Raw genomic sequence first — 19,437 nt, 5'->3', positions numbered from 1 at the left:
CGATGCGGTTGTTTATTGCCGAAAAACCGAGTCTGGCGCGCGCTATCGCCGATGTGCTGCCGAAGCCGCATCGCAAAGGTGACGGTTTTATCGAATGCGGAAACGGGCAAGTGGTGACCTGGTGTATTGGTCACCTGCTTGAGCAGGCGCAGCCAGATGCCTATGATAGTCGTTATGCTCGCTGGAGTCTGGTTGATCTGCCGATTGTCCCGGAAAAGTGGCAACTGCAGCCGCGTCCCTCGGTGACCAAACAGCTCAACGTTATTAAGCGATTTTTGCATGAGGCCAGTGAAGTCATTCACGCAGGTGACCCCGATCGTGAAGGACAACTGCTGGTGGATGAAGTGCTGGATTACCTGCAACTGGCCCCTGAAAAGCGCCAGCAGGTGCAACGCTGCCTGATTAACGACCTCAACCCGCAGGCCGTCGAGCGGGCGATTGAGCGTCTGCGCGCCAACAGTGAGTTCATCCCCCTTTGCGTGTCGGCACTGGCGCGAGCGCGGGCGGACTGGCTGTACGGTATCAACATGACGCGCGCTTATACCATTCTGGGGCGTAACGCGGGCTATCAGGGCGTACTTTCGGTCGGGCGCGTGCAAACGCCGGTGCTCGGACTGGTTGTGCGTCGCGATGAAGAGATTGAAAACTTCGTTGCCAAAGACTTCTTCGAGGTAAAGGCGCATATCGTGACGCCCGCCGATGAGCGGTTTACCGCTATCTGGCAGCCGAGCGAAGCGTGTGAGCCGTATCAGGATGAAGAAGGGCGCTTGCTAAACCGCACGCTGGCTGAACACGTGGTAAACCGCATTAACGGTCAGCCGGCGATCGTCACCAGCTATAACGATAAACGGGAATCAGAATCCGCGCCGCTGCCGTTTTCGCTGTCGGCGTTGCAGATTGAAGCGGCGAAACGCTTTGGCTTAAGTGCGCAAAACGTTCTGGATATCTGCCAGAAGCTGTATGAAACCCATAAACTGATCACCTATCCGCGTTCGGATAGCCGTTATCTGCCGGAAGAACACTTTGCCGGACGTCACGCGGTGCTGAACGCGATTAGCGTCCATGCGCCGGATCTGCTTCCGCAACCGGCGGTCAATCCCGATACGCGAAACCGCTGTTGGGATGATAAAAAAGTGGATGCCCACCACGCCATCATTCCAACCGCGCGCAGTTCGTCCATCAACCTGAACGATAATGAAGCGAAGATATACAATCTGATTGCCCGTCAATATCTGATGCAGTTTTGCGCGGATGCGGTATTCAGGAAGTGCGTTATTGAGCTGGATATCGCGAAAGGTAAGTTTGTCGCCAAAGCCCGTTTTCTGGCTGAAGCTGGATGGCGTACGCTGCTAGGCAACAAAGAGCGCGACGAAGATAACGACGGGACGCCGCTGCCGGTGGTGGCAAAAGACGACGAGCTGCTGTGCGAAAAAGGCGAAGTGGTTGAACGACAGACCCAGCCTCCGCGGCACTTTACCGATGCCACGCTGCTGTCAGCGATGACCGGAATCGCGCGCTTTGTGCAGGATAAAGATCTGAAAAAGATCCTGCGCGCAACGGACGGACTGGGAACGGAAGCGACGCGCGCCGGGATTATCGAGCTGCTGTTTAAGCGTGGTTTCCTGGTGAAGAAGGGGCGCTATATTCATTCTACCGATGCCGGAAAAGCGCTGTTTCATTCGCTGCCTGAAATGGCGACGCGTCCGGATATGACTGCGCACTGGGAATCTATCCTGACCCAAATCAGCGAAAAACAGTGTCGATATCAGGATTTCATGCAGCCGCTGGTGGGGACGCTGTATCAGCTAATCGATCAGGCGCGCAGCACCCCGGTACGACGCTTCCGTGGTATTGCCGCACCGGGTAGTAGTGGTGGTGACAAGAAAAAGAGCGCGCCGCGTAAACGCACGGCGAAAAAAAGCCCGCCATCTGAAGAGGCGGGCCTGTAGTGCGCTCTTAGGCTGGATAAGGCATGTGTGCCGCATCAAGCCTACGGGAACAACAGATCTGAATTAAATCACACCCTGGCCCAACATCGCGTCGGCAACTTTCACGAATCCCGCGATGTTGGCGCCACGTACGTAGTTGGTTTGCTTGCTTTCGCCGCCGTAATCGACGCAGGCATGGTGAATATCCAGCATGATGTGGTGCAGGCGCGCATCCACTTTCTCCGCTTTCCAGCCCAGACGTGCGGCGTTCTGCGCCATTTCCAGACCGGATGTCGCTACGCCTCCCGCGTTGGCCGCTTTACCCGGCGCGAACAATACACCGGCTTCCAGGAACAGATCGGTGGCCTCGATGGTGGTAGGCATGTTTGCCCCTTCGGCGACAGCCTTCACGCCGTTGGCGATCAGTACACGTGCCGCATCGACATCAAGTTCGTTCTGGGTGGCGCACGGCAGGGCGATATCCACCGGAACCGACCACGGCTGTTGGCCTTCCAGATAGGTCAAGCCAAATTCGCGGGCGTAATCCGCCACGCGGCCGTCGCGGCTGTCTTTGATCGCACACAGACGCGCCAGTTTTTCTTTGGTAAATCCGCTTTCGTCGACCACGGTACCGCTGGAATCGGAGGCTGTGACTACTCGCGCGCCAAACTCCATGGCTTTCTCAATGGCGAATTGCGCCACGTTACCGGAACCAGAGACGGCCACGCGCATGCCTTCAAAGCCCAGGCCATGGCGTTTGAGCATCGCTTCGGTGAAGTACACCAGACCGTAGCCGGTAGCTTCCGGGCGAATCAGGCTGCCGCCGAAAGAGAGACCTTTACCGGTAAAGACGCAGGCGCTGTTGTTGGACAGTTTTTTCATCATCCCGGCCATAAAGCCGACTTCACGACCGCCTACGCCGATATCGCCCGCCGGAACATCGGTATCGGGCCCTAAATGGCGGAACAGTTCGGTCATCAGCGCCTGACAAAAACGCATGATTTCGCCTTCGCTTTTACCTTTCGGATCGAAATCGCTCCCGCCTTTACCCCCGCCCATTGGCAGCGTGGTGAGGGCGTTTTTAAATGTTTGCTCGAAGCCAAGGAATTTCAGGATCGACAGGTTCACGGAAGGGTGGAAACGCATCCCGCCTTTGTATGGGCCAATGGCGGAGCTAAACTGCACGCGCCACGCGCGGTTGACCTGCACCTGATTGCGATCGTCCAGCCAGACGACGCGGAACTGGATCACGCGCTCCGGTTCAACCAGACGTTCCAGCAACGACATCTGACGATAACGCGGGTTTTGCTCGAGGAAGGGCCACAGTGTCGTCATTACCTCACGAACGGCTTGCGCGAACTCGGTCTGATTCGGGTCGCGCTTTTGCACATGGTTAAGGAATGACTCCAGAGAACATGTCTGATCCATAGATATAAATACCTCTTATGTATTGATATGGTTATATTTTTGATTTTTGTGTTAAGTGTTTTGCAGTTTTTGACTATAACATCAGCAGTGTGACGGGACGCAAGAAAAAATTAACCGCGCTAAGTAAATTAATATTGCGGCGTGGGTCATAACCAAAAGCGATGATGGCAAGGGCTAAAGTTTCTGCCGGTTTATACCGTTATACTGAGCATAACTGTCAGTCAAAAAGGAAAGAATATGCGCCGTATAATCATGGCAGGAGCGTTGGCACTGGTGTCCAGCGCGACGCTGGCAAATCAGCTCTATCGCCCGGACGTGCAGGTGAATGTCCCGCCGGAAGTGTTCAGTTCCAGCGGTCAGCGGGCGCAACCCTGTAGTCAGTGCTGTATTTATCAGGATCAAAACTACTCAGAAGGGGCGGTGATTAAAGCGGATGGCGTTTTGCTTCAGTGCCAGCGTGATGATAAAACGATCAGCACGAATCCGCTGGTCTGGCGTCGCGTAAAAGGATAAACGCTTCTAATAGCGGGATATCGGCAGGCGCCAGCGGATAACGCAGCGCCTCTTCGGTTGAACACCAGACGATATCCTGATGTTCATACACTTTCAGCTCCCCCTGATATGACGGTACATGCCAGGCATGTAAGTGAATGAGTCGGCCTGAAACCTCGCGTTGATGGCTGGCAATGTAGCGCCCAACGACCGCCTCTATGCCCAACTCTTCACGCAGTTCACGGACCAGCGCCTCTGGCTGACTTTCCCCCGGCTCAACCTTACCGCCAGCAAACTCCCACATACCTGACTGATCCGCATGCTGCGGGCGTTGAGCCAGTAAAATTTTGCCATCACGCTCAATGATAGCAGCGACCACGTCGAGGGTTTTCATTATATTCATCAAGATCTAACGGTAGAAAATGACATACTATCGTTATCTTTGTTTTATCTAAAGTATTCAGGAGCCACCGTTGAACGATCCTCAGTCGTGGGTAAAACCGTTAACGCGTATCCCTTCCAGTTTGCAACCGCTCGTTGCTACGCAGAAAAAACATTATGGCGATGTGCTGCATCCCACGCGCTGGTGGGGGCGGATGCCGTTCCTGTTCTGGCTGGTGGCGCTGTTTGTCGGGTTTCTGGAGCGTAAAAAGGCGCGCCTGTCGCCGGTGATGCGCGCGCTGTTGATGACCCGCGTTTCTCAGGTGTGCCACTGCGCTTTCTGCGTTGACGCCAACAGTTTACGGCTGGCTGAACGCTGCGGCGCGCTGGATAAAGTCTTACAGGTTGCCAACTGGCAAGAATCAACGCTATTTAGCGCAGAAGAACGTGTAGGGCTGGCCTATGCTGATGCGGTCACCGCAACGCCACCACAGGTTGACGATGCGCTGAAAGCGCAGATGAAGCAGTATTTTACCGATGACGCCATTACTGAAATGACCGCGCTGATTGCGTTTCAAAATCTCTCGGCGCGTTTTAATGCCGCTCTCGATATTCCCTCCCAGGGACTGTGCGACAGTTTTAAAGGACGCCCGCATGCTTGACCGCCATCTTCATCCGCGATTAAAACCGCTTTTGCATCGCTGCGTGGGCATCATTGATCAACCGGCGATTACCCCGGACGGACTTACGCTGGTCGGTTTTGCTATTGGCGTGCTGGCGTTGCCATTTCTGGCGTTAGGCTGGTATATGGCGGCGCTGGTGGCTATTGTGCTCAATCGGCTGTTTGACGGGCTGGATGGGGCGCTGGCACGGCGCAGAGGACTAACGGACGCGGGAGGATTTCTCGATATCTCGCTCGATTTTCTGTTTTACGCCTTAGTGCCGTTTGGTTTTATTCTTGCTGCGCCGGCGCAAAATGCGCTGGCAGGCGGTTGGCTGTTGTTCGCGTTTATTGGCACCGGCAGCAGCTTCCTGGCCTTCGCCGCGCTGGCGGCAAAGCATCAGATTGATAACCCCGGTTATGCGCATAAATCGTTTTATTATCTGGGCGGACTGACCGAAGGAACCGAGACGATTTTGCTGTTTGTGTTGGGATGTCTGTTCCCGGAATATTTTGCCGTAATGGCGTGGGTCTTTGGCGCGCTGTGCTGGATGACGACGTTCACCCGGATCTGGAGCGGATATCTGACGCTGAAAGCGGTCCAGCGTCAGGCGTAACGCAGTGCGTTGCCGGATGCGCTTCGCTTATTCGGCCTACAACGATGGTTTATGTAGGCTGGGTAAAGCGTTCTCGCTGCATCCGGCAACAATGACAATCTTACTTGCTGGCGTCCGGACCCCGTTCACCGCTGGCGATCGGGTTTTTCGGAGAGCTGCTCCACTCATACCAGCCGCCGTCGTAGACGGAGACGTTTTTCCAGCCCATTGCGCGGGCATACATAAACGTTTCCGAAGCACGCCAGCCGGTACCACAATAGAATGAGACCTGTTGCTGTGGCAGGATATTCCATTGCTTCCACATGGCGGCGATGTCATCGGCGCTGCGCATGGTGCCATCCGGATTATGGAAATCTTCCATGTGGGTGGAGTCGCTGCCTGCATGGCCCCAACGCGCCCCTGCGATCTCACCTTTTGGCTTAATGTAGCTATAGCCGCTGGTCGTACCGATAAATTCCGGCCATGAACGAATGCTCACCAAAGACGCATCCTGGCGATGCAGCAGACCGCGAGCCTGTTCCATATCCAGCATCAGTTGCGGTTGGGCAGGGATCGTCACGCCGAAATCAGGTTCAGGCTTCACCGTTGGTGCAGTACCGCGTTCGACCGGTAAACCTGAGTCAGACCAGGTCTGCCAGCCGCCGTCGAGCAGACGAACATCTTTCACACCTGCATACAGCATAATTTGCGCCACGCGCGCGGCGGCGTAGACATCGCGGCCGTATAAAATCACCGTGGTGTCGTGGCGGATGCCGTGTTTCGCCAGCATCGCTTTGAGCTGCGCGTCGGACACTTTATTCCACAGCGGTTCGCTTTCGACTTCGTTGGTATCAATGTAGCCCGCGCCAGGGATATGGCTGAGCAGATACAACTTCGGCGCGCCCCAGGCGGCTTCAATCACTTTCCAGTCACCGGCCGGTTTGGCGGTCACCTCTTTACCCTGCTGAAGGTCGTGCAGCCACTGCGGGTAAACCAACTGTTCGAAGTGCGGCAGACGTTGCAGGCGGGCAGGGTCCGTAAGCGCATCGCTGAGGGTTGAGATAGCGTTAAAGCCGACTTTCTGCAGGCGGGATTTGACGGCCTGCATGTCAGTATCGCTGCCATACAATGCCACCGGCGCGTCGGTTTTCAGGTGATGTGCCTTAACCCAGGCGCTGAGTTGTTCATCATTCATCTTGTCGAGCCAGGCGGCAGACAGGTTCAGTGCGGAAGGCTCGTGTCCTGAAGGACCATTAAGCGATTGCGGCCAGCCGTTGTAAAAAGCGCTCTGACGGGTATCGATCGCCGCGCCTTGCTTTTGCTGTAACTGGTTGAGGGTGAGCGTCTGTGCTGTTTCAGCAGCCCAGGAAGAAGCGCAAGCGAGCCCTAAAGCCAGTGCCAGCGCGGTCATTTGAGAAACACGTTTCATCGAATAGCCCGACGTTGAAAAAGAGGACGACATTCTGTGCCGCCAGTTAAGTAAAAACCTTGCGATAACGCAGCATATCGCCACATTCACGCCCAGTTTTCCATCTGTAATACGCGACCTGCTGGCGGAACGTCCTGCGCATCGTGGGTAACCTGGACCACCGGAATACCCAGTTTACGTACTTCGGTGAAGACCCACTGGCGAAAGGTATCGCGCAGCGACGCATCCAGCCTGCTAAAGGGTTCATCGAGTAACAGCGCCTGGGGTTGCGCCAGCAGCGCGCGAAGCAGGACGACACGCGAGCGTTGCCCGCCGGAGAGCGAAGCCGGATCGCGTGAATAAAATCCTGCCAGGCCCGCGCGTGCGAGGGCGCTTTCCACCTCATGGCGTCTGGCGGGACCTTGCACGCTGGCGGGTAAGGCCAGCAGTAAATTCTGCCCAACGCTGAAATGGTCAAACAGCAGCGCATCCTGAAACAGAATGCCAATCTGGCGCTGCGCGGTAGGCAGTGTGTCTACGCGCTGTTCGTTGAGCCACAGTTCGCCTGACGCCTGAAGCTGAGGAGACAACGCCCCGATCATCCACGAAAATAACGAAGACTTACCGCTGCCGGAAGGCCCCATAATGGTGACAATGTCACTTTTATTAACCTGGAAATTAACGTCCTTCAGTAGCGCCGTCGTACCCTGGTACAACGAAACGCCTTGTACAATGAGCATTAGCGGAGTCCTTGTCGAAAGCGGCCAATCCACGCAGCGAGAAACGCCGCCAGTGCGAAAATTATAAGCGGTAACAGAAGCTGCCATAGCGCCTGGGTTGCCAGAATGGCGGTGCTACCGCCGCTGCTTAATGCCACCGCTTCGGTGGTCAGCGTGGGATAGCGCCCGGCGCCTAACCACAGTGTCGGCATATACTGGGCGATACTGACTGAGAACCCTACCGCGAAGGCAACCAGCGCCGGGCGCGCCAGCTGCGGACATTTTACTTGCCAGAATATGCGGCCCCGGGTCCAACCCAGCGTTTGCGCAATCAAAATCAATCGTGGGTCAATGCGTTGCCACGCCGGTTTGAGCACAAACAGCATCCATGGCATCACCCACAGCAGGTGTCCCCAGACAATGGTTATCATCAGCCCATCCTGTCCGGCATATAACGCCAACAGATACTGTCCAGTTACCAGCGGCAGCGCAGGCAAAATGAGCGGTAGCCAGACCCAACGGTGTCCGGTTTGTGGACCCCATTCCAGCCAGGCAAAAAGTATCAGCAGCGCCAGCACGCTGGAGAGAAGCCCCAGTTGCAGGCTAGTGCTGAGCGCCTCGCTATTTAGCGACGAATAGCTGGCGATCAGCGCCAGAACCAGCGCGCACACCACACCGCCAAAGGGTAAAAGTTGTACCAGCGAGCGGCCGATTGTACAGGATGAAAAACGCAGGCGTTCCCCGTTTACTGCGGGAATAGTGCGTTGCCAGGCGCGCCAGAGCAGATACCCCGCCAGCGCGATGATGAGTAGCAGCAGTACCAGCAGCAGGCTGGCGAGTGCTCCTTTAGCCTGTTGCTCGGCATCGCCCTGACTGAGCCATTGCCAGCTCAACACGGCAAGCGTTGGTGGGTTTCCGGGACCAAGGACGATTGCTACATCCACTACCGAGAGCGACCAGGCGACGATCGCCAGCATGGCTTTGCCTAACGCGGGGGCGAGAGAGGGCAGAACCAGCCAGTTCAGGCATTGCAGTCGGCTGTAACCCAGCGAATCCAGGACGATAACCTGCTGCGAAAGCTGTTTTTCACTCAGCAGAGCTGAGAGGATCCATAACAAAAAGGCACTCTCTTTTACCGCCAGCGTCACGCCAAGCCCAATGCCGTAGCGGTCAGGCTGGGAGCTGTGAAACGGGAGCCATTGCCAGAGCATGCCGCCTTCGGCAAAAACCAACAGCACGCTGGTGGCGAAGGCAACGTGCGGAATCGCCAGCAGCCACGGAAGACGCGTGCACAGACGCGCCCAGCCTGCGCCGGGCCATAAGGCGAGGATCGCCAGCAGGGCGATGATCAGCGCGCCACCAGCCGCGAGGCTTACGGAAACCAGCATTGCCAGTAACGCCTGCGGGAGTTGAGGATCGCTAAATAGCGCCAGCCAGTGTCTGGTGCTCAGCGCCGGCGTTATCAGAGAAAAAGCCGCTGGCGCCAGCGGCAGATAAACGCCCGCCATGATGGCCCAGAGTAGCAGAATTAATGTGTACCGTAGCGGCGTAGCCATTCTTGTTCCAGAGCGTTTACCCATGCAGCATGCGGTTCTGGCAGTACGGCAGGGAGCCCTTGTGGGATCCGCGCCAGCAGCGCATTACGCTGGTCGACAGGCAATTTTTGTGGATCAAGCACCGAAGGATCTCCCCAGACTGACGGGTCGGCTTTACGCAGCTGCGCTTCGGGTGAAAGCAGGAAATTTGCCACGACTTTCGCTCCGGCGCTGGCACGCGCATTCGCTGGAATGGTGACAAAATGCACGTTGCCGAGCATGCCCTGTGAGAAACCAAAACTATAGCTGCTTTTGGGTAATTCACCGCTGGCCACTTTTTGCTGCGCGTGGGCAGGATTAAAGGTCATTGATAAACGCAGGGTGCCACCGTTGAGCAGCGCATCCATTCGCGCTGGCGTGGGCGGAAAATCTTTACCTTCGCGCCACAGGGCAGGATGCAAAGCATCAAGGTAATGCCACAATGGAGCGGTAACGTCGGCGAATGTGGACGCATCTGGCGCTATTTTCAGCGCCTGCGGCTTGTTGGTGAGCGAAATTAACAACTGTTCAAGAAAAGCTGTTCCGGTAAAGTCTGGCGGACGCGGATAGGTCACCGTGCCAGGGTGCGCCTGGGCAAACTCAAGCAGTGCCTGCGGGGATTGCGGCGGCTGCGCGGTGAGATCGTGCCTGGCAATAAATGTAAGCTGTGCGCCGCCCCACGGTGATTCAGCCCCCTCCGTTGGAATGGAAAAGTCTTCGTTCACCGGTTTCTGGGTATCAACATAGCGCCAGTTAGGCAGCGTTTGCGCCCACTGGGTCTGTAGCAGCCCGGCTTCTTTCAGCGTGCGGAAATTTTCGCCGTTCACCCACAGTAAATCGACCGAGCCACCGGTTTTTCGCCCGGATGCCGCTTCCGTCTGGATACGTTTTACGGCATCGGCGGCATCCGCCAGGCGTACGATTTTCAGGTTAATGGCATAGTGCGTTTTCATCTCGCCGCTAACCCAGACGAGATACTGGTTAACTGCGTTGTCGCCACCCCAGGCGTTGAACCACACCGTCTGACCGCGGGCGTCATTTTTGATTTGCTGCCAACTGGCGTCCTCGGCGAAAGCCGCCAGCGGAGAGAGCAGCAAACTCAGGCACAATAAGCAGTAACGCATAATATCTCCGTTGCTAAAAATGGGGGAAAGACTCAGGTCTTTTTCCGTTGATGCTCAAGATAAAGGCTTCTGGCCACGGCAATCACCACGCTCAGAGCGAACAGGATGAACAGGCCGGTAACAAACCAAAATGTGCCGCCGGTTAACAGGCTACCAGCCCATGAATAGACGATAGTGGCCGGTAACTGACCGATGCCGGTGGCGATGAAGAAATGGCGAAAACGAATCGAGGTCAGGCCTGCTGCGTAGCTTACCGGGTCGAACGGCACAAAAGGTAACAGGCGACAGACAAGAATTGTGTGCTTGCCATAGCGCTCGAAAAAAGAGTCCATGTTGTTCAGCACCGTTTTTCCGGTCAGTTTTTCCACCGCGCTGCGACCTAAAACGCGGGCAATAAAAAAGCACAGCGCCGCGCCTGCCATCGCGCTGCTCCAGGACAGAACGCCGCCCCAAAATGCGCCAAACAGCGAGGCATTGGCAAAGGTGATCACAAAGGCGGGAAGCGGTGCGACGATGGCCTGTAAGATCATCAGGAAGAACGACACGACCGCCGCCTGGGTTCCGTAAGAACGAATGAAGTTCTCAAGAGCATGCTGATCGAGCGTGGTAAATGCCGCCAGGCTGGCGTGAAGAAAATCACTCACGCCAGGTATCCACGCCCACGCCATCAGTGCGAGCAGCAGCAGGGCAAGCAAGCTTATACGGTAATAGCGTGTCCGCCGCGCTTTATTCATCTTGATCATTTACCCGCGTACTCGTGACCGGGCGCCGGATCGACATGTTTATGTCGCGCCCAGGCTTTGGCGGCCTGAACGAGGACGAATAGCGCCAGCCCCGCAACGCTGAGCTTACCGATAAATGCCCAGCTAATCCCTTCGCTGGCCAGTTCGTGCGACATCAGCGTATAGATAAAGATGCCGGGCAAGGTGGTTAGCGCAGATATCACGGTAAATGACCAGAACGGAATGGCCGTCAGCCCATAGGCATAGTTTTGAATGTTATAGGGGAACAGTGGCACGAGCCGGGTCAGGATCAGAAAGTCTACTCCGCTATGGGCAATGCCTTTTTCGATAGCCTGAAACGTTGCCGTGTGGCCAACGTATTTCAGCAGTAATTCCCGGCCAAGCCAGCGAGCCAGCATAAATGACAGCGCCGAAGCCATGGTTGCCGCCACTAACGAGATAAGCGTCCCTGTCACCGGGCCAAACAGCACACCGCCGACGATCACCAGGATGCTGCCAGGGATCAGACACAGCGCAGCAACTATAAACAGCAGGATATAAAGGGTATAGCCGAACAGGCCGCTTTGGCCGATGACATCTTGTAAATGATGGAAATTGGTGATCAGATCGGTCAGACCGTAATGATGGAAAACTCCCGCCAGAACGCAGAACAATACCGCAACAATTAGCAGCCGGTATTCTGCGTTATGCGAACTTCTTTTTCATGGGGGTTCTCCTGTAAAACCGAATGCAATGTAGCGTTTTCGTCAGCGAAAAGTGCGCGCGAAGATATAATAAATTTCCGGCCGCAACAATATATTACCGTGGCTTTATTGATTTTGCACAGAATAAACAGACTCTCCAGGTCTGGCCCGGAGAGTGAAAATACGCAGACGATCAGACGCGGAATTTAGCCCATACAGGCGCATGGTCGGACGGCTTTTCCATGCTGCGGATTTCATAGTCGATGCCGGTTTCTTCGCAGCGCTCCGCCAGCGGTTTGCTCGCCAGCAGCAAATCGATACGCAGGCCACGGTTATCGTCAAAGCCTTTTGAGCGGTAATCAAACCACGAGAACTGGTCGTTCTTTTCAGGCCAGGCGTGACGGTAGGTATCTACCAGGCCCCAGCCCAGCAGACGCTCCATCCACTCGCGCTCTTCTGGCAGGAAGGAACATTTGCCGGTGCGCAGCCAGCGTTTACGGTTCTCTTCGCCAATACCGATATCGAGGTCGGTTGGGCTGATATTCATATCGCCCATGATCAATACCGGATTGTCGCGCTTCAGTTCAGTCTCCAGATAGTTTTGTAGGTTCTGATAAAACGCGGCTTTGGCCGGGAACTTGGTTTCATGGTCTCGGCTTTCGCCCTGCGGGAAATAGCCGTTGATCACCGTGATGCTGCCCAGAGGCGACGGAATTTCCGCCATGATGATACGGCGCTGCGCTTCTTCGCCATCACCCGGGAAGCCACGACGCACCGCAATCGGTGTTTCTTTCGTTAATAGTGCTACGCCGTAATGGCCTTTCTGACCGTGATAAAAGACGTTATAACCCAGCTTTGCTACCTCTTCGAGAGGGAACATATCGTCGTGGACTTTTGTCTCCTGTAAGCCAATAACATCCGGTTGGTGTTTTTCGACAATGGCTGCCAGTTGATGGGGACGGGCACGCAGGCCGTTGATATTAAAAGAGACAAATTTCATAGTCGCTGCCACTTTGCAAGATGAATAGTGCAAGGATGGTAGCAGAATTTCTGCAGGCTGACTGCTTCTTGTCACCTGATTCCAACAATGATTGCTAATGGTGTTAACGATGGAGCAAAAACTGCACCGTTTTGGCGCGTAGCGCGTCGGAATAGAGCAATAATTTCCGATAAATTTCGTATACGATCACAATTCCAGAATTATATTTGGCGACTGAATAAAATTGCGTTTTTTCCTCTGTTTAGTCATCTGGTACGCAAACATATTCACTTTATATGCACATACAGTGAATATCGTCAGGTTGTAACTCGTTGATATTCCGTCACCGCCCTCCGTTTATGCACTTTTTTCGCTGGCTGGCACGAAGCCTGCAATCTACATTTACACCGCAAACACTATATTTATTAACATATAAATAACCTTTTATTTACCGTTGAGGTCGCTATGTCTCTGTCAATTACGCGTGAAAATTTTGATGAATGGATGATGCCCGTATACGCTCCGGCCCCTTTTATTCCGGTGCGTGGCGAAGGTTCACGTCTGTGGGATCAGCAGGGTAAAGAGTATATCGATTTCGCGGGAGGCATTGCGGTTAACGCACTGGGTCATGCACATCCGGCATTGCGCGAGGCATTAAACGACCAGGCGAGCAAATTCTGGCATACGGGAAATGGCTACACCAACGAGCCGGTGCTGCGCCTGGCGAAAAAGCTGATTGATGCCACTTTTGCCGAGCGCATTTTCTTCTGTAACTCTGGCGCAGAAGCTAACGAAGCGGCATTAAAATTGGCACGTAAATATGCCCACGATCGTTTTGGTAGCCAGAAGAGCGGCATTGTGGCTTTTAAAAATGCTTTCCATGGTCGCACGCTGTTTACTGTCAGCGCCGGAGGACAGCCCGCCTATTCACAGGACTTCGCGCCGCTGCCGCCGGATATCCGCCATGCCGTGTATAACGATCTCGACTCTGCCAGCCAACTGATTGATGACAACACCTGTGCGGTTATTGTGGAGCCGGTGCAGGGGGAAGGCGGCGTAGTGCCGGCAACAAACGCCTTTTTGCAGGGGTTGCGTGAATTATGCGATTGCCATAATGCGCTGTTGATTTTTGATGAAGTTCAGACCGGAGTTGGTCGTACCGGCGAACTGTATGCCTACATGCACTACGGCGTTACGCCGGACCTGCTGACGACAGCGAAAGCGCTGGGCGGCGGTTTCCCCATCGGCGCACTGCTGGTGACAGAGCGTTGCGCCAGTGTGATGACGGTCGGTACGCACGGTACAACCTACGGCGGAAACCCGCTGGCTACTGCGGTGGCGGGAAAACTGCTGGAAATTGTTAACACGCCGGAAGTGCTTAACGGAGTGAAACAGCGCCACGACTGGTTTGTGGAGCGTATTAACGCCATTAACGAACGTTTTGGACTGTTTAGTGAAATTCGTGGACTCGGACTGCTGATTGGCTGTGTGCTAAACGCGGAATTTGCCGGGAAAGCAAAACTCATCTCGCAAGAAGCGGCCGTTGCCGGAGTGATGGTGCTGATTGCTGGCGCTAATGTGGTGCGGTTTGCGCCAGCGTTAAACGTCAGCGAAGAAGAAATCGCCACCGGACTGGATCGCTTTGCGCTGGCCTGCGAACGCATTAAAGCAGGAGGTTCATCATGATGGTGATTCGTCCCATTGAACGCGCTGATATCACCGCGCTGATGCAGCTTGCCAGTAAGACCGGCGGCGGGTTGACATCGCTACCGGCGAATGAAGCTACGATGATGGCGCGTATCGAACGTTCGCTACAAACCTGGCGCGGTGAGTTGCCCAAAAGTGAGCAGGGATATGTGTTTGTGCTTGAAGACAGCGCCAGCGGAACCGTGGCAGGGATTTGCGCCATTGAGGTGGCGGTGGGGCTTAACGATCCCTGGTACAACTACCGGGTCGGTACACTGGTGCACGCCTCGAAAGAGCTGAACGTGTATAACGCGCTGCCGACGCTGTTTCTGAGTAACGATCACACGGGCAGTAGCGAACTTTGTTCTCTGTTTCTCGATCCGGACTGGCGTAAAGAAGGCAACGGCTATTTGTTGTCGAAGTCGCGCTTTATGTTTATGGCGGCCTTTCGTGACCGGTTCAATGAGAAGGTCGTGGCCGAGATGCGCGGCGTGATCGATGAACACGGCTACTCTCCTTTTTGGCAAAGCCTCGGCAAACGTTTTTTCTCAATGGAGTTCAGCCGGGCGGATTTTCTCTGCGGAACCGGGCAAAAAGCCTTTATTGCTGAACTGATGCCTAAGCATCCGATTTATACCCATTTCCTGTCTGACGAAGCGCAAAGCGTGATTGGTCAGGTGCATCCGCAAACGGCTCCTGCGCGGGCGGTGCTGGAGAAAGAAGGATTTCGCTACCGCAACTACGTCGATATTTTCGACGGCGGACCGACCCTGGAGTGCGATATTGACCGGGTACGGGCTATCCGTAAGAGCAGGCTGGTGGAGGTGGCTGAAGGGCAGCCTGCGCCGGGCGACTATCCTGCTTGTCTGGTTGCCAATGAAAATTATCAAAACTTCCGCGTCATGTTGGTTCGTGCCGACCCGGATACTCAGCGTCTGGTACTGACGGCGGCGCAACTTGACGCCCTGAAATGTCACGCGGGCGACCATGTACGTTTTGTGCGTCTTTGTGCAGAGGAGAAAACAGCATGACATTATGGATAAACGGCGACTGGGTGACGGGGCTGGGCGAGCGTCGGGTGAAAACCAATCCCGTAAGCGGTGATGTACTGTGGCAGGGCAATGATGCCGATGCAGCCCAGGTGGCGCAGGCGTGCCGGGCCGCGCGCGCAGCCTTTGCCAGTTGGGCTAAACAGCCCTTTGGCGCACGCCAGGCCATTGTTGAAAAATTTGCCTCATTGCTGGAAAGCAATAAAGCCGAACTCACACAGATTATCGCCCGGGAAACCGGCAAACCCCGTTGGGAAGCCGCTACAGAACTGACGGCGATGATCAATAAAATTGCCATCTCCGTGAAAGCCTGGCATGCGCGTACCGGAGAGCATCACAGCGAATTACCGGATGGCGCAGCGACGTTGCGCCATCGCCCGCACGGCGTGCTGGCGGTTTTTGGCCCGTATAACTTCCCCGGCCATTTACCCAATGGTCATATTGTTCCGGCACTGCTGGCAGGCAACACATTGATTTTCAAACCCAGCGAGCTGACGCCGTGGACCGGTGAAGCCGTGACAAAGCTGTGGGAGCAGGCGGGATTGCCGCCGGGTGTGCTGAACCTGGTGCAGGGCGGTCGCGATACGGGGCAGGCGCTGAGCGGGCAGGACGATCTCGATGGCCTGCTGTTTACCGGCAGTGCCAATACGGGTTATCAACTGCATCGACAGCTATCCGGCCAGCCGGAAAAAATCCTCGCTCTGGAGATGGGGGGCAACAACCCGCTGATTATTGAGAACCCGGAAGATATTGATGCCGCAGTGCATCTGACTATTCAATCCGCGTTTGTCACCGCCGGACAGCGTTGTACCTGCGCCCGTCGCCTGTTAGTTAAAAAAGGCGCGCAGGGGGATGCGTTCCTGACGCGCCTGGTGGACGTCAGCCAGAGTTTAATGCCCGGCAACTGGGACGCAGAACCGCAGCCATTTATTGGCGGGCTGATTTCCGAACAGGCCGCGCGGCATGTCTATGATGCCTGGCAGCGTCTGGAGTCGTTAGGGGGCCGGACGCTGTTAGCGCCACGTCTGGTGCAAGCCGGAACGTCACTGCTCACCCCAGGGATCATAGAACTGACCGGGGCGGCGAACGTACCCGATGAAGAGGTCTTTGGACCGCTGCTTGGCGTCTGGCGTTATGACAGCTTTGATGACGCAATTCGTATGGCGAACAACACCCGCTTTGGATTGTCGTGTGGGTTGGTTTCCCCCGATCGCAACCAGTTTGATCAACTGCTGCTCGAGGCGCGGGCCGGGATCGTCAACTGGAATAAGCCGTTAACCGGCGCGGCGAGTACAGCGCCGTTTGGCGGCGTTGGCGCTTCCGGGAACCATCGCGCCAGCGCGTGGTATGCCGCAGATTATTGCGCCTGGCCGATGGCAAGTCTGGAATCACCGGCCTTAACGCTGCCAACGACGCTTAGCCCCGGCCTGGATTTTTCTCGCGAGGATAAGCTATGAAAGCCCGTGAGGTAAATTTTGATGGTCTGGTGGGGCTGACCCACCACTATGCGGGGCTGTCATTTGGTAATGAGGCCTCAACCAAACATCGTTTTCAGGTATCGAACCCGCGTCTGGCGGCGAAGCAGGGTCTGCTAAAGATGAAAGCGCTGGCGGATGCGGGATTTCCCCAGGCGGTGATCCCGCCTCATGAGCGGCCGTATATTCCGGTGCTGCGTCAGTTGGGCTTTACCGGCCGCGACGAACAGATACTGGAGAACGTGGCGCGTCAGGCGCCTCACTGGCTCTCCAGCGCCAGCTCCGCATCGTCTATGTGGGTGGCGAATGCGGCAACGGTCTGCCCTTCAGCCGATGCGCTGGACGGGAAAGTGCATCTGACGGTGGCGAATCTGAATAATAAGTTTCACCGTTCGCTGGAAGCGCCGACCACCGAAGCGTTGCTACGGGCGATTTTCCGTGATGAGAATAGTTTTACGGTCCACGGTGCGTTACCCCAGGTTGCACTATTCGGTGATGAAGGTGCGGCAAACCATAACCGCCTCGGCGGGGATTACGGCGACCCTGGCGTACAGCTGTTTGTTTACGGTCGTGAAGAAGGGAATGCGTCCCATCCGAAGCGCTATCCGGCGAGGCAATCCCGTGAGGCCAGCGAGGCGGTCGCCCGACTGAATCAGGTTAACCCGCATCAGCGCATTTTTGCCCAACAAAACCCGGACGTTATCGATCTTGGCGTGTTTCATAACGATGTGATTGCGGTGTCGAATCGCCAGGTACTGTTTTGTCATCAGCTGGCGTTTGTCAGACAGCAGGCGTTGTTCGAGCAGTTACGCAGTCAGGTGGCAGGTTTTACCCCGCTGGAAGTCCCGGCTGCGGAAGTGTCGGTGCAGGATGCGGTGACTACCTATCTGTTTAACAGCCAGTTACTGAGCCGTGATGACGGTTCGATGATGCTGGTCCTGCCGCAGGAGTGTCGGGAGCATGCGGGCGTGTGGCGGTATTTGAACCGTCTGCTCGAGGAAGACAATCCGATCGATGACCTGCAGGTATTCGATCTGCGTGAAAGTATGTCCAATGGCGGCGGTCCGGCATGTCTGCGCCTGAGAGTGGTGCTTACGCCACAGGAGCTGCAGGCCGTAAATCCGGCGGTTATCATGAACGATACGCTGTTTAACACGCTGAATAATTGGGTCGACCGTTACTATCGCGATCGTCTTACCGCCGCCGACCTTGCCGACCCGCAGCTGTTGCGTGAGGGGCGTGAAGCGCTGGATACGTTGACGCAATTGCTCAACCTCGGCTCTGTGTATCCCTTCCAGCAGGAGAGGACCAGCCATGGATAATTTTCTGGCCCAGACGCTGGCAGGGATAACCCCCGAGACAACCGAGGGCACAGCTCGCGGCTTTTCCTGGCAGTGGATTGGTCACGGAATTCTGGAGCTGACGCCGGTCGCTCCGGCGGAATATTCGCTGGTGCTGTCTGCGGGGATCCACGGCAATGAAACGGCCCCGGTAGAGATACTTGATTCAATTCTCTCCAGGCTGTTTAGCGGTGAACTAACGTTGACATGGCGGCTGCTGGTGATTCTGGGGAACCCGCAGGCGCTGGCGGCGGGACAACGTTATTGTCATAGCGACCTGAACCGTATGTTTGGCGGCCGTTGGCAGATTTTTGCCGCGAGTGAAGAAACGCACCGAGCCCATCAGCTTGAGCTGTGTCTGGAGGGTTTTTATTCGCGGGCGAAAGAGCCTGTACGCTGGCATCTGGATCTACACACCGCGATTCGCGGCTCGCAGCATCTGCGCTTTGGTGTGTTGCCACAACGCAACGTTGCCTGGGACGAAGATTTTTTGGGATGGCTGGGAGAGGCAGGGCTGGAGGCGCTGGTTTTCCATCAGACTCCTGGCGGCACGTTCACCCATTTTAGCGCTGAACATTTTGGCGCGCTGGCCTGCACGCTGGAACTGGGTAAAGCGCTGCCGTTTGGACAAAACGATCTGACTCAGTTTGCGCAGACGGCAGATGCGCTGGCGAAGCTGCTAAAGGGCGAGCGAATGTCACCGGGAGAAACATCTCCGCTGCGTTACCGCGTGGTGTCGCAAATCACGCGGCGTAGCGACGATTTCATTCTTCACATGGATAACCAGACGCTCAACTTTACCCCTTTTACAGAGGGCACCTTGCTGGCGCAGGACGGTGATGAACGTTTTACCGTCACCCATGATGTTGAATACGTTCTCTTTCCAAATCCAAACGTGGCCTGTGGTTTACGTGCCGGATTGATGCTCGAAAAATTGTGACAAATATATATGCCCTTTTGGTTTATCCCTAAGGGCTTATTTTTACGTGCTGTTTTTATTTATTACGGATTATTCCTGGTGAATTGCTTTCTTAATAATCAGGGATAAGGTATAGTTCTTCATAATCCCTTCAAAATCATCCTGTTGTAATTTTTTATTGCAACTCTGCGCAATTTATTCTTTTTTTCTCCATAATTGATGAAAGTTTGTTTTTTACACTTTCATTGTTTT

The 19,437-nt window shown here is 55.3% G+C and carries 18 protein-coding genes; 9 read left to right on the top strand and 9 right to left on the bottom strand.

The annotated features are described in order from the left end of the window. Nucleotides 1-2: 2 nt before the first annotated feature. Nucleotides 3-1,949: a DNA topoisomerase III gene (gene topB, locus HV037_RS13960; protein WP_019076618.1), complete on the top strand. Its 1,947-nt coding sequence runs from the start codon at nt 3-5 to the stop codon at nt 1,947-1,949. Nucleotides 1,950-2,012: 63 nt separating this feature from the next. On the opposite strand, the gene gdhA is transcribed toward topB, so the two are convergent. After that, nucleotides 2,013-3,356, bottom strand: a complete 1,344-nt coding sequence (gdhA, locus tag HV037_RS13955) for an NADP-specific glutamate dehydrogenase (RefSeq protein WP_103283892.1) — start codon at nt 3,354-3,356, stop codon at nt 2,013-2,015. Between the two features lie 252 nt (nt 3,357-3,608). Between gdhA and HV037_RS13950 the strand changes: the two genes are divergently transcribed. Then, nucleotides 3,609-3,869, top strand: a complete 261-nt coding sequence (locus HV037_RS13950; RefSeq protein ID WP_170973731.1) for a YnjH family protein — start codon at nt 3,609-3,611, stop codon at nt 3,867-3,869. On the opposite strand, the gene HV037_RS13945 is transcribed toward HV037_RS13950, so the two are convergent. Then, entirely contained in the window at nt 3,829-4,242 is a 414-nt protein-coding gene (locus HV037_RS13945; RefSeq protein ID WP_103283891.1) for a pyrimidine (deoxy)nucleoside triphosphate diphosphatase, read from the bottom strand. The two genes, HV037_RS13950 and HV037_RS13945, sit on opposite strands and share 41 nt — an antisense overlap. 79 nt (nt 4,243-4,321) lie before the next feature. On the opposite strand from HV037_RS13945, the gene HV037_RS13940 reads away from it, so the two are divergent. Both HV037_RS13940 and HV037_RS13935 read left to right on the top strand, forming a co-directional pair. Continuing rightward, nucleotides 4,322-4,891 carry a carboxymuconolactone decarboxylase family protein gene (locus tag HV037_RS13940; protein WP_016156315.1) on the top strand — a complete coding sequence of 190 codons (570 nt, stop codon included), beginning with the start codon at nt 4,322-4,324 and terminating at the stop codon, nt 4,889-4,891. Continuing rightward, nucleotides 4,884-5,507, top strand: a complete 624-nt coding sequence (locus tag HV037_RS13935; RefSeq protein ID WP_047358607.1) for a CDP-alcohol phosphatidyltransferase family protein — start codon at nt 4,884-4,886, stop codon at nt 5,505-5,507. Before HV037_RS13940 ends, HV037_RS13935 begins: the two co-directional genes overlap by 8 nt. 100 nt (nt 5,508-5,607) lie before the next feature. On the opposite strand, the gene HV037_RS13930 is transcribed toward HV037_RS13935, so the two are convergent. From HV037_RS13930 to xthA, 7 genes are all read right to left on the bottom strand, one after another. Continuing rightward, a complete protein-coding gene (locus tag HV037_RS13930) occupies nt 5,608-6,915 on the bottom strand; it encodes a sulfurtransferase (protein ID WP_049040435.1) in 1,308 nt (435 codons plus the stop codon). Nucleotides 6,916-7,001: 86 nt separating this feature from the next. Continuing rightward, the gene (locus HV037_RS13925) at nt 7,002-7,634 is read right to left on the bottom strand and encodes an ATP-binding cassette domain-containing protein (protein WP_103283890.1); all 633 of its coding nucleotides are present in this window, start codon (nt 7,632-7,634) and stop codon (nt 7,002-7,004) included. Next, nucleotides 7,634-9,169 carry a thiamine ABC transporter permease gene (locus tag HV037_RS13920; RefSeq protein WP_103283889.1) on the bottom strand — a complete coding sequence of 512 codons (1,536 nt, stop codon included), beginning with the start codon at nt 9,167-9,169 and terminating at the stop codon, nt 7,634-7,636. Before HV037_RS13920 ends, HV037_RS13925 begins: the two co-directional genes overlap by 1 nt. Beyond that, nucleotides 9,142-10,311, bottom strand: coding sequence for an ABC transporter substrate-binding protein (locus HV037_RS13915; protein ID WP_103283888.1), 1,170 nt, complete (start codon nt 10,309-10,311; stop codon nt 9,142-9,144). The genes HV037_RS13920 and HV037_RS13915 overlap by 28 nt, the downstream gene beginning before the upstream one ends. A 32-nt stretch (nt 10,312-10,343) precedes the next feature. After that, nucleotides 10,344-11,054, bottom strand: coding sequence for a TVP38/TMEM64 family protein (locus tag HV037_RS13910; RefSeq protein WP_103283887.1), 711 nt, complete (start codon nt 11,052-11,054; stop codon nt 10,344-10,346). Further along, nucleotides 11,051-11,707 carry a TVP38/TMEM64 family protein gene (locus tag HV037_RS13905; protein ID WP_170975115.1) on the bottom strand — a complete coding sequence of 219 codons (657 nt, stop codon included), beginning with the start codon at nt 11,705-11,707 and terminating at the stop codon, nt 11,051-11,053. Before HV037_RS13905 ends, HV037_RS13910 begins: the two co-directional genes overlap by 4 nt. Before the next feature lie 223 nt (nt 11,708-11,930). Continuing rightward, a complete protein-coding gene (gene xthA / locus HV037_RS13900) occupies nt 11,931-12,737 on the bottom strand; it encodes an exodeoxyribonuclease III (RefSeq protein WP_016156323.1) in 807 nt (268 codons plus the stop codon). Nucleotides 12,738-13,181: 444 nt separating this feature from the next. Here xthA and HV037_RS13895 point away from each other — a divergent pair, with 444 nt between their 5' ends. The 5 genes from HV037_RS13895 to astE are packed head-to-tail and all read left to right on the top strand — an operon-like array spanning nt 13,182 to nt 19,206. Beyond that, nucleotides 13,182-14,402, top strand: coding sequence for an aspartate aminotransferase family protein (locus HV037_RS13895; RefSeq protein WP_049040427.1), 1,221 nt, complete (start codon nt 13,182-13,184; stop codon nt 14,400-14,402). Next, nucleotides 14,399-15,433 (top strand): arginine N-succinyltransferase, encoded by a 1,035-nt coding sequence (gene astA, locus HV037_RS13890; RefSeq protein WP_181500107.1) that lies wholly within the window; start codon nt 14,399-14,401, stop codon nt 15,431-15,433. The genes HV037_RS13895 and astA overlap by 4 nt, the downstream gene beginning before the upstream one ends. Then, complete coding sequence (gene astD / locus HV037_RS13885; RefSeq protein ID WP_103283886.1) at nt 15,430-16,908, top strand: succinylglutamate-semialdehyde dehydrogenase; 1,479 nt, start codon at nt 15,430-15,432, stop codon at nt 16,906-16,908. Before astA ends, astD begins: the two co-directional genes overlap by 4 nt. Further along, complete coding sequence (gene astB, locus HV037_RS13880; RefSeq protein WP_075847319.1) at nt 16,905-18,248, top strand: N-succinylarginine dihydrolase; 1,344 nt, start codon at nt 16,905-16,907, stop codon at nt 18,246-18,248. The genes astD and astB overlap by 4 nt, the downstream gene beginning before the upstream one ends. Beyond that, on the top strand, nt 18,241-19,206 hold the full coding sequence (gene astE, locus HV037_RS13875) for a succinylglutamate desuccinylase (RefSeq protein ID WP_103283885.1): 966 nt from the start codon (nt 18,241-18,243) through the stop codon (nt 19,204-19,206). The genes astB and astE overlap by 8 nt, the downstream gene beginning before the upstream one ends. Nucleotides 19,207-19,437 lie beyond the last annotated feature (231 nt).

Origin of the sequence: Citrobacter sp. RHBSTW-00017, assembly GCF_013797615.1 — a bacterium.
GTDB classification, from domain to species: domain Bacteria; phylum Pseudomonadota; class Gammaproteobacteria; order Enterobacterales; family Enterobacteriaceae; genus Citrobacter; species Citrobacter braakii.
The sequence above is the reverse complement of the archived record's forward strand: the minus strand, read 5'-3'. Positions and strand labels throughout refer to the sequence as shown.